Source organism: Wolbachia endosymbiont (group A) of Apoderus coryli (assembly GCF_947251615.1).
Classification (GTDB): domain Bacteria; phylum Pseudomonadota; class Alphaproteobacteria; order Rickettsiales; family Anaplasmataceae; genus Wolbachia.
This window is the reverse complement of sequence record NZ_OX366367.1, coordinates 1,155,523-1,166,461: the sequence shown is the minus strand read 5'-3', so window position 1 is coordinate 1,166,461 and position 10,939 is coordinate 1,155,523. Positions and strand designations below refer to the sequence as shown.

Sequence of the window (10,939 nt, the reverse complement as noted above, 5' to 3'; positions counted from 1 at the left end):
AAAGATTTTAATATATAATAGCATACAAGCACATTTATATTTTAAATAATTTCTATACAATAAAATATTGTATTAATTGTTACTGTTAGTGGGAAGAGTTTTTACTGTTAATGTGGATGAATCCCTTTTTGATGTGCTGGTTCAGCACATATTTTCTGAATATGAAAGAGAAAAAATTCCTGAAGTAAAGATCATACTTCCTTGCAAGAGGGATGTGATAGCGCTGCTGAGTGCATTCAAGAATCATAACGCTAAAAAATGCATAATTTTGCCAGAGATAGTTTCGCTAGAGAACATCGATGAGGAGGATTTAATATTAAATCTTGATAGAGTTAAAGTTATCAATCCAACAAAGAGGACGCTGCTACTCATTCAATTCATATTGGAGTGGAATAGAAAAAATAATGATAATTTCCCCATTGATTTAGCTTATAGCCTGCCATCATTGCTTGATAAAATTCAATCTACCCAAACAACGGATTGTTATCAATTCGATGAACATTCAAAAAAAATAGAGAATTTCATAAGCTTACTCATTGAGAGTTGGAATAAAATTTTAAAAGATTTAGGAGTAGTAGATATATTAGAACATAAGAGTGATTACATAAACAATATGATAATCTCTTTACAAAAAGACCAACATATAATCTTTGTTGGAATTGGAAAGGATAAGTCGTTAATTAAGGCTATATATGACCTGCCGTTTGGAAAAATAATTTTGCCTAATCTGAATTTGAAAATTAAAGAGAAAGATTGGCAATCACTTGATAAAAAACATTATCAATATTGCCTGAAAGATCTGCTCGATTATTTAAAAGTGGATAGAAGGGATGTGAGTTTTCTGCCAGAAGCGTGTTCTGGTGTCATCCCAGTGCTCCGACACTGGGATCCAGAAAACTTAACTTTAAATGAGCGCACCAGGTGGCTGTATAATGAAAACTGGATCCCAGTGTCAAGCACTGGGATGACAGAAGAAAGGGCTGGGATAACAGGAAGTCCTGAGGAATATCTAGATTACGTCTTTGATACAACTGCCGATCTAAGCAAAGTTAGTAATGGACATATTGGCAATATTGAAGTCATCACTTGTGATTCCAGAGAGGAAGAAGCACAAGTGACATCATTAATTATAGAAAATGAAGGTTATGAAAATGTTTCTTTGGTCGTCTTTGATAAATTACTTGCAACTCGTATAGCATGTTTATCAAGGCAACACAGTGCCATACCGGAAAATTACCCTTATATAACGCTTCTGCTTTATAGTATCGAAGTTTTGACCTCAAATTGGAGCAGTGTGTCATTACTTTCGCTCCTTAAGCATAGGCTAGTGACTTTTGGTTACACTCAAGAAGAGTACACTCGGATTTTATCTGAATTTGAAATAGAGGTATTACGCAACTTTAGTACAAATGGCCTGAGCGATATTATAAATGCTATCAATGCCCATAAAAAGCTAAAATACAAAGAAGATATATTACTTATTATCAGTAAGGTAGAGGTTATATTTAATCCTTTACTTCGTTCTATAAATTGCCCTATTTCTGATGTGGTGGCAACTCATTTGCAGTGTATTAATATGCTATCTGGTATAAATTTTTCAGAGCTAAATAGTGAAATAGGTAATTTTACCTGTAATTTCTCAAATGCATGTGAGGGTATAGAAATTAAGTGCTCCTTAGAGTTATATAGCCAAATTCTGACTTTATTTTTAGAGAAAGAGTTTTTCTCTGTAGCAAGTGACTTGAATAAATTCAGCTTATATCACAACAAAGTTGTAATACTTGCTGGATTTAATGAAGCGCCAAGCTTTCAAAGTCCGCTTTTGAATGCACTTACGAGAGAAAAATTTAATCTTCCTTCTGCGCAAGAAGAGCAGGGGTATTTTTTTTATACTTTACACAATTTGTTTTGCGCAAGTAAGGTTTATATTACAAGATCGCTAAGCCATAGAAAACCAATTCTATTGCAGCGTTTGGAAATTCTGCTCAAGGAGGGGAAACAGCCGTATCGTGATTGGCTGAGGGTATTAAATACGCCTGAATGTACTGTTCCATGTACTCAACCTATGCCAAAACCTCAAACCGAAGTTAGAAAAGAAAAAATGCAGGTGATGTCTTGCAGTGCAATAGAAAAGCTAATTCGTAATCCTTATTCATTTTACGTTGAATATATACTGGGCCTTAAACAATTAAGAGACTTGAATTTTAAGCCATCGATATTGGAATTTGGCACTATGGTACACAACATTCTTGCAAGATATTTACGCAACAAAAAATCGCTGATGAGCATTGCACGAGAAGCATTCTCGACTAGTCAGTTTAATTTTTCAAATATGTGGTGGGTAAGACTACAGAGGGTGATTCAATCTTTTGTCGAATTTGATGAGACTCGAAGCAACCATATTGAGCTAGAAAAGAGCTTTTCCTGTCCGATATTCCATATTCCAGCGCGTGACACACAACTGTACGGATGCTGTACAACCTCCACTAAGAAGGGTGTCATCCCAGTGCCCAGACACTGGGATCCAGAAAACTTCAAACAATTGTATAATGGAAACTGGATTCCAGTGTCAAGCACTGGAATGACAAAAGAAAGGGCTTGGATGACAAATAGGCCACAAGAAATTTCACTGACAGCAAGATGTGATAGAGTTGAGTATCTACCAAGTGGGCAAGTAGCAATTATAGACTATAAGCTTGGTTCACCACCTTCCAATGAAGAAGTGATGTCGGGGTTTTTTCCGCAATTAATTTTACAAGCCTTAGCGGTAGAGTATGTGACCGGAAGGGAAGTCTCAGAACTTGCTTATTGGAAACTTGATTATGATAAAATAAAAGTTATTTCTATACAAAATTATAGATACAAAATGCAAGAATTAAAAAATGATCTGCCTGGTTTTTTATCTAATTATTTAAGTAATTCCACACCCTTTATTGCCTCTCCATATTTTGATAAATTCCTGAGATTTAACAGCTATAAACAGCTAGAAAGGGTAGGGGAGTGGTTGTAAATGGTGTCATGTAAGTAGCTGACACTGGTTCACTCTATAATGGTGTCATCCCAGTGCCCAGAGGTGTCATCTCAGTGCTCCTTTTTTTGTCATCCCAGTGCCCAGACACTGGGATCCAGAAGACTTGATTCTAACCAAGTGGCTGCATAATAAAGACTGGATGCCAGTGTCAGCTACTTGCATGACAGCAGTCCTACGTCATGCCGCCGCGAACCGTCATACCGCCGCGGTATCTCAGCCGCTAACAAGCAGCGGGATGACAGCAGTCCTACGTCATACCGTCACAGTATCTCTAGATCCCGCTAACACGTAGCGGGATGACGATTGTCAGGCTAGCTGTCATCCCAGTTTGGAATCCAGGAAAAAGAATGGTGTCATCCCAGTGCCCAGAGGTGTCATCTCAGTGCTCCTTTTTTTGTCATCCCAGTGCCCAGACACTGGGATCCAGAAGACTTGATTCTAACCAAGTGGCTGCATAATAAAGACTGGATGCCAGTGTCAGCTACTTGCATGACAGCAGTCCTACGTCATGCTGCCACGAACCGTCATACCGCCGCGGTATCTCAGCCGCTAACAAGTAGCGGGATGACAGCAGTCCTACGTCATACCGTCACAGTATCTCTAGATCCCGCTAACACGTAGCGGGATGACGATTGTCAGGCTAGCTGTCATCCCAGTTTGGAATCCAGGAAAAAGAATGGTGTCATCCCAGTGCCCAGACACTGGGATCCAGGAAAGTTTTCTTGTAAACAAGAAAACTAGCATAGAAAGTGGTTACAACGTTTTCGATGAGATTATATGGAAAACTGGATTCCAGTGTCAAGCACTGGAATGACATCATAGGGGCACTGGAATGACACCTTCCTGCCCAGTTCATGTTGCTATAAATATTAAAAAATTTACCAAACGAAAAAAAAGGCAAAAGAAGCCCTGGTCATTGTCTATTTTCAGTATTGGCGTTTTTTAAGTCTTAAACACTGCAATTTAGCTGCTTTTAAATGCAACTAACCTTAGTTTGAATGTTTAAGAAATTTACTAAGCAGAAAAAAAGGCAAAAGATATCCCGTGTTAGCTAGTTGTCACTCTCTAATCCTGCAAATTGGCGTACTATACTGTCTTAAACGACTTATAAGCGCGTTTCAGCTTATATAGGTAAAAACCTAGAAATATTGTGAAGACATAAGGTGCACATAGTGCAAAAAATTAAAAATAAGACGCCAACTACGTTGTTTTCTTGCTGTTTAATCTGCACAGATGAAGATAACTGAATACCTTCAGTCTCATGATAAGGGGGCTGGCGAAGGGTGTCAAGTAAGTTTTTTCGTTTCTATTTCCAATAAAAGTTTGTATGCAATAACACAGAAGCATATGCTGCTATTCCTTCATTTCTTCCAATAGAACCTAATTTTTCTGCAGTGGTTGCTTTGATATTTACAAATTCATCATCAATTTCTAATGCTTTTGATATGAATTTCTTCATTTCTACTTTGTAAGGCGATATTTTAGGCTCCTCACAAACTATAGTAATATCTAAATTAGACACGCTGTACCCTTTTTCCTGTGCTTTTTTAGCAGCAAAGTCAAGAAAGTGAGATGAATTGCAATCTTTCCATTCAGAGGAACTAGGAGGGAAATGTTCTCCTATGTCGCCACATCCCAGTGCTCCGAGTATTGCATCAACGATTGCATGTATTGCAACATCACCATCGGAATGTGCTTCTATTGCCATGTTGTGCTCAATTTTCACACCGCAAATTTTTATAAAGCTCTCAGCACCATTTTGAACTTTAATGAACTTATGTATATCATAACCAGTTCCGACACGAAATTTTGGCTCTTCAAAAAGAAGCTTTGCCATATTGATATCCTCTTTTGTGGTTAACTTAAAATTGCTTTTCTCACCTTTAATAATTGCAACATGTTTTTTGTGCTCTACCATTAGTGATGAATCGTCAGTAAATTCTTTGTCTGATTGATGGCACGATAATAATTCTTTGAAATTAAAAATTTGAGGAGTTTGTATGGCTCTGAGTTTTCCTCTTGAAATCGTAGATTCAACGAAATTATTACCCACCAATGACATAGTATCTTCAACTTCTATTGCTGGAACTACTCCTGTATATTGATCATTAATCATGAATTGAGCCAAGTTATCTATCAGAACATTTGACACAAAAGGCCTACAAGCATCGTGTATAACTACAAAATCTGGGTTAATTTTTTGTAAGCTTTCAAGCCCTAGTTTAACTGAACTTTGCCTACTTTCTCCTCCGTATACAGGGCTTAGTAATTTAGTGTCTGTAATTAGTGATATAGCTTTCTCATAGAAATTTTCATGATCTCTATTAATTGCTATTCTTATGTAATCTATATATTGGTTAGTCAGAAATCTTTTAATTGTATGAAATAAAACAGATTTACCTGCCAGTTTTGTATACTGCTTAGGAATCGTAGAATTGCATCTACTGCCTACTCCCGCTGCAACTATTAATGCTGCTATTTTGTATTTCTTAAGTCTGTTAGTGTGCATATTTGTCATTTTCAGCGTAAGTGTATAGTAACAAGTTATTTACAGTTTTAAAAAAAGAGTGTATCATCTTAATTAAGATATAATACGATGCTAGAATGCACATTACTAAGTGTAATAAAGAAAATGAGATACACCTTATATTCTTTCATGGAATAGGGGATAACTATAAAAGTGCTCACAATTATGTACAAGGTTTAAATGGATCAAATAATAACCATGCACATAAATATCCAAGCGCATTTCAGAACTACATAACTTATGCTGCAGTTAGCTTTCTGTTCCTCGTGGCATCTGTATCAGCGCCCATTGCAATATTACTACTTATAAGCCCCATAACAGCTGGAGTAGTTGGTTTAGCAAGCTTAGCTGCTCTAACTTGCATTTTTTTATCCGTGGTGCTTATTTTTATTCCCTTTATAAATAGAGATCAAAGTTTGCTTAAGCCCTCGATAGAAAAAATCAATGAATTAATGGACAAGGGTGTGAGGCCTGAAAATATTATACTTTTTGGCCATTCCTTTGGAGGAGCAGTTGCATCGGCAGTTTTGAAACACTTTGCAGACAAAAACGTTAAACTTGGAGGTGTTATTTTTACTAGCACTTTCAGCTCTTTTCATACAGCAATAGGGCATTTTCCGATCCCTCAAGCAAAAATTTTAAGTATGTTGCCCTCATCCATTTTTAAAAAATTGCTAAAGGCTTTAGATCTAGATTTTGATCTAGTGAACGATATACGAAAGTTGCGAGATGAGGGAAAATTGAATATGCCAATAATAGTTATTAATAGCGAAGGAGATGACTTAATACCGCAACCTGCACAATTGGCACATGCAATAGAAAATGATAAATTGATATGTGAAAAATTTATCAAAACTGTTAATTTGCAAAAATCTAGAGACAGTTCACATAACGAAGTTTTATTCAGTCAAGAATTGGGTGAAAATTTTACTGATCTAATACTTAATAAAATTGATAAAACAATGAATAGATAGTATTTACAATAAACTGTATATTTTTCAGTAAATTAGTTATGCTAAACCCATGCAAAAACGCCATATAACTATTTGTTTTATACTGCTTTTTATAATAGGGATGTTATTCCTGATGCGTCCTATGATTTTTCCATGTTTAATATCTATTGTTATTGCATATTTGTTTAATCCGCTAGTAGTCAAGTTTGAAAAGTATAGAATACCGCGTTTATGTTCTGTAATTTTTATAATACTTGTTTTATTAATAGCTTTTATACTAGTTATAACATATGTTTTACCTATTATATATGTTCAAATTACCTCAATATTAAATTTCTTAGTGAGTAAAGTGCCTTCATTAAAGCTTAAAGTAATCCCCTCTGTATTAGAATTTCTTAATATAAAAATCGAGGATAGCTTATTTGATCACTTATCTAAAAATCTAGCAGAAAATTACAGCGACTATGTATCTTATTTCATGAATGCTCTTGATATTGCTAGTAACTTTATAATCCAAGTGTTAAGTTCAAGCTTTAACACGGTATCATTAATGGTGATTACTCCTGTAGTGTTTTTCTATATATTACGTGATTGGCCTTTAATTATAGAAAAAGCTAATAAATTAATTCCTATTCCTTATAGAGAAAAAGTTGCAAATTATTTTTCCAAAGTGGATTTCATCATATCTAATTATTTAAAGGGGCAGGTAAATGTATGTATTGTCATGATGGTCTTTTATTCTGTGAGCCTGAGCATAATCGGATTGGAACACTCTATTGTTATTGGAATTTTATCAGGAATGTTAACGTTCATACCTTACGTAGGGCCATTATTATATACCATTATTGGGTTTTTGAGCGCTATTACTCAATTTAGTGGATGGTTTGAAAGTGCTGCTGTTTTGCTATTATTTGGTGTTGGACAATTAATAGATTCAAACATATTAGTTCCTTTATTAATAGGAAAAAAAGTTCATATACATCCAACTGTAATTATTCTGGGAATTACTATATGCGCTTCATATTTTGGATTTACAGGTATATTACTTTTTATTCCAATAATAGCAATGTTCAATGTATCAGTAGAATATGCAATCAATAAATATTTTAAAAGTGAGCTTTATAAAAACGGCTAACAGACCTTTTGCATAATCAATTTATGGTAAGAGGAGAAATGAGCCCAGAATACCTGAGATATTTGAGGAGCGTAAGTAAATTTCTGCGCAAAAATTACTACCAGAAAGAGGTTACGTAAGAGGTTTAACGTGCAATTAAATTTATTTAACAACAATCAAGCTGATTATAGTCGGCAAAATTACATCATCTTAGATGAAAATAAGCACGTATATAATTCGGTAGTTAATGATTTATCTTGGAAATGTCTGATTCTTTTTGGACCTAAAAGCTCCGGTAAAACTCATCTTGCTCATATTTGGCAGTCAATAAACGATGCAATTTTTATCAATGTGAATAACTTTGTAAGCGAGATTAGGTATAGCGATGCTTTTATTTTAGAAGACGTACAAAACATTAAAGATGAAGCAATGTTATTACATTGTTACAATTACATGAAAGAAAGTGACAAGAGGCTGCTAATCACTTCTTCAATTTCACCAAAAAAGCTTAACTTCAAACTAAGAGATTTAAGCTCTCGAATATTGTCAACTATCAGCGTAAAAATTTTGCCTGCAAGCGAGGAATTATTAAGAATTATGCTAATAAAACGATTTTCAGATAAACAGTTAAAAATTGATTTAAAAGTGATTAATTATATTTTAGCAAGAATAGAACGTTCTTTCTATAGCATTGATAAAATTATAGAGAAGATAGATAATGAATCTATAGGGTCAAATGTGACCGTTCCTTTTATTAGCACTTTATTAAAAAAAGATGCCGTTTGATTTCTTCCTTTGTAAAGGTATATATTAAAAATTTATTAATACCCATAACACTAACGTAATTGAAATCTCTATCTGTCCATGTTAGAATTATAATAAATGTTATGTTATAATAAATATAGATAGATACAGCTAAGAAGTATTCTATATTTATAGTAGAGCTCACTTTATAAGGTGTTTTTTATAGATTTAACGTTATAATTTAACTATGATAAGAGTAAGATTAAATTTAAGAAAAAGGTTAAAGCAAAAGTTTGTGATGTTCACTCTATTGATAAATGCTTTATTTGTCTCATATTTTCTCATAAGAAACACAGGGAACACTTCTAATCAAATTATAGCCAAAGAAATAAATATAGGAGCTGATAATGAAAAATAAACAGTCGCAAAATAAAAAAGAAAATCTTTACATAACATATTACATAGATGCTTTGGCTTCAGAGAGGTCCGCTACACAAAATACTCTGGAAAGTTATCGTTCGGATTTACACCAGTTTGAAGAATTTTTATTAGAAAGCAGCACTACCTTGGTTGGTGTAAACAAAACCAATATTAAAGATTATGTGAAATCTCTATGTACACAAAAAAAATATAAAAGTAGCTCTATATCAAGAAAAATATCCGCTATGAAAAATTTCTACAAGTGTCTATTTAATGACGGAATAATAGATTTTAATCCAGCGCCGGCTAATGATGCTGAATTAAAGAATCCAAAAGTTTCTCGTCCTTTGCCTAAGTATTTAAGTGTCGAAGAAATATTTTTGCTAATGGACACAGTGAGAAAATCAGCAAGCGAATCGAATAAAGAGATAAGCAGTAAAAGGCTATGTGCGATTTTAGATATCCTTTACTCTTCTGGAATGCGTGTTTCTGAACTAATTAATATGAAGTTATATGAAGTGTCACATTTAATAAACAGTAATAACAAAGAATGCTATATAATAATAAAAGGAAAAAGTGGTAGAGAGAGGCAAATTCTTTTTAATGAACAAGCATTGCAGAGCCTTAGAAATTATTTATCAGTTCGTGACAATCTGATCCCTAACGGAAAGGAATCCGATTGGCTATTCCCAGGTGATAAACCTAATAAACCAATTACAAGGCAGAGGGTCGGTCAATTAATGAAGGAGTTAGCAAGAAAATGCAATATTGATGAAAATAAGATCTCTCCACACGTGATTAGGCATTCTTTTGCTACCCATCTACTGGATAGCGGAGCAAATATTGTGTTGATACAGAAAGTTCTTGGCCATACTAACCTTTCTACAACACAAATATATACTCATATTGCTAACGAAAAGTTAAAGGACAAATTAGCTGATTCGCATCCTATTACTCAGATGATCAATAATTAAACTCATTGCTTTTAATTTGTAGTAAAGTTAAATTTAAATAAATTTATGTGAGTTTGTGATTTCAAGTTTATTGTTTAACTTCTTCCTTATATTATGGGAAGTATTCTATACTTTAATTACTCTCCCTGTAATTTTCTTTCCTGAGTGTGTAATAACCATTTTCCTCGTCTGCTCGGTGAGAGTTGTATTGTTCATGCTGCGTTTATTATGTGGCATTAAATATGAAGTGAGGGGAATGGAAAACATTCCTAAGCAACCTTTTATAATTGCATCCAAACACCAATCTCCATTTGAAACATTTATTTTTATACTACTATTTAGAAAAGCGGTTTTTATTTTAAAACGTGAATTGAAATGGATTCCATTCATTGGTTTGCACCTCATAGCGCTGAAAATGATTTTTATTAACCGTTCAGATGGTATCAGTTCTATACGCCATATAATCAAACTAGCAAAAATGCGTATAAAAGAAAATAGAAGCATAATAATATTTCCTGAAGGTACAAGAACGACTATAAACCAAAATATAAAATATCAACCAGGTATTGCTGCTTTATATAGCGTATTATCTGTTCCTGTGTTACCGGTTGCTTTAAACACTGGTTTGTTTTGGCCAAAAAGCATACTTTCTCTGAGAAAGAATCCCGGAAAAGCAGTAATAGAAATATTGCCCCCAATATATCCTGGGTTAAACAAAAATGAATTCTTGCAAAGTTTAGAAAAAATTATTGAAGAGAGAAGCAGTAGATTAACCATAGAAAAAACTGATATTGCAAATTAACAAAAAAACTTTATAATTAAAAGAAAAGTATAGTATTTTAGGTATTAATATATGGCAAATCATAAGAGTGCTAAAAAAATGATAAAGGTAATAGCAAAGCGCACTTTAATAAATAAGATGCGGAAAAGTAAAACTCGCACCTCTATTAGAAAATTGGTTGATATAATCAAGTCTGGCGACAAAGAAAATGTTGTTCTGGCATTTCGGAATGCTGAATCTAATTTACACAAGTGTGTAAATAAAGGTGTTATTCATAGGAATACTGCTGCGCGTAAAATAAGTCGCTTAAATGCAAAAGTAAAAGCATTGATGACCGCTTAATACGGTTAATGTAAAGTTAACTGTATTAATATATACTCTTCAGTTTGTATATTCTGTATAAAATTTAAGTAGCT

At 33.8% G+C, this 10,939-nt stretch carries 12 protein-coding genes; 11 read left to right on the top strand and 1 reads right to left on the bottom strand.

Features of this window, described 5'->3' with window-relative positions:
• The first annotated feature begins 88 nt into the window (after nt 1-88).
• The 5 genes from OPR43_RS05985 to OPR43_RS08425 all read left to right on the top strand — a co-directional run bounded on the left by OPR43_RS05985 (nt 89) and on the right by OPR43_RS08425 (nt 3,845).
• Complete coding sequence (locus OPR43_RS05985; protein WP_265035688.1) at nt 89-3,010, top strand: WPE palindromic element domain-containing protein; 2,922 nt, start codon at nt 89-91, stop codon at nt 3,008-3,010.
• A 124-nt stretch (nt 3,011-3,134) separates the two neighbouring features.
• Nucleotides 3,135-3,323 carry a WPE palindromic element domain-containing protein gene (locus OPR43_RS05980; RefSeq protein ID WP_265035686.1) on the top strand — a complete coding sequence of 63 codons (189 nt, stop codon included), beginning with the start codon at nt 3,135-3,137 and terminating at the stop codon, nt 3,321-3,323.
• A 4-nt stretch (nt 3,324-3,327) separates the two neighbouring features.
• The gene (locus OPR43_RS05975) at nt 3,328-3,489 is read left to right on the top strand and encodes a hypothetical protein (protein ID WP_265034526.1); all 162 of its coding nucleotides are present in this window, start codon (nt 3,328-3,330) and stop codon (nt 3,487-3,489) included.
• Nucleotides 3,437-3,652 carry a WPE palindromic element domain-containing protein gene (locus OPR43_RS05970; protein WP_265034525.1) on the top strand — a complete coding sequence of 72 codons (216 nt, stop codon included), beginning with the start codon at nt 3,437-3,439 and terminating at the stop codon, nt 3,650-3,652. Before OPR43_RS05975 ends, OPR43_RS05970 begins: the two co-directional genes overlap by 53 nt.
• Nucleotides 3,653-3,656: 4 nt before the next feature.
• Nucleotides 3,657-3,845, top strand: a complete 189-nt coding sequence (locus OPR43_RS08425; protein ID WP_265034524.1) for a hypothetical protein — start codon at nt 3,657-3,659, stop codon at nt 3,843-3,845.
• 492 nt (nt 3,846-4,337) lie between these two features.
• On the opposite strand, the gene ispD is transcribed toward OPR43_RS08425, so the two are convergent.
• Nucleotides 4,338-5,549: a 2-C-methyl-D-erythritol 4-phosphate cytidylyltransferase gene (gene ispD / locus OPR43_RS05960; RefSeq protein WP_265034523.1), complete on the bottom strand. Its 1,212-nt coding sequence runs from the start codon at nt 5,547-5,549 to the stop codon at nt 4,338-4,340.
• A gap of 86 nt (nt 5,550-5,635) precedes the next feature.
• Between ispD and OPR43_RS05955 the strand changes: the two genes are divergently transcribed.
• The 6 genes from OPR43_RS05955 to rpsT all read left to right on the top strand — a co-directional run bounded on the left by OPR43_RS05955 (nt 5,636) and on the right by rpsT (nt 10,865).
• Nucleotides 5,636-6,532, top strand: coding sequence for a PGAP1-like alpha/beta domain-containing protein (locus OPR43_RS05955; protein WP_265034522.1), 897 nt, complete (start codon nt 5,636-5,638; stop codon nt 6,530-6,532).
• Between the two features lie 49 nt (nt 6,533-6,581).
• Nucleotides 6,582-7,646 carry an AI-2E family transporter gene (locus OPR43_RS05950; RefSeq protein WP_265034521.1) on the top strand — a complete coding sequence of 355 codons (1,065 nt, stop codon included), beginning with the start codon at nt 6,582-6,584 and terminating at the stop codon, nt 7,644-7,646.
• Between the two features lie 129 nt (nt 7,647-7,775).
• Complete coding sequence (locus OPR43_RS05945; protein WP_265034520.1) at nt 7,776-8,411, top strand: DnaA ATPase domain-containing protein; 636 nt, start codon at nt 7,776-7,778, stop codon at nt 8,409-8,411.
• A gap of 365 nt (nt 8,412-8,776) precedes the next feature.
• Nucleotides 8,777-9,763: a tyrosine recombinase gene (locus OPR43_RS05940; protein WP_265026006.1), complete on the top strand. Its 987-nt coding sequence runs from the start codon at nt 8,777-8,779 to the stop codon at nt 9,761-9,763.
• Between the two features lie 55 nt (nt 9,764-9,818).
• Nucleotides 9,819-10,544 (top strand): lysophospholipid acyltransferase family protein, encoded by a 726-nt coding sequence (locus OPR43_RS05935; RefSeq protein ID WP_320157461.1) that lies wholly within the window; start codon nt 9,819-9,821, stop codon nt 10,542-10,544.
• Between the two features lie 51 nt (nt 10,545-10,595).
• A complete protein-coding gene (gene rpsT, locus OPR43_RS05930) occupies nt 10,596-10,865 on the top strand; it encodes a 30S ribosomal protein S20 (protein WP_012673338.1) in 270 nt (89 codons plus the stop codon).
• Nucleotides 10,866-10,939: the final 74 nt, after the last annotated feature.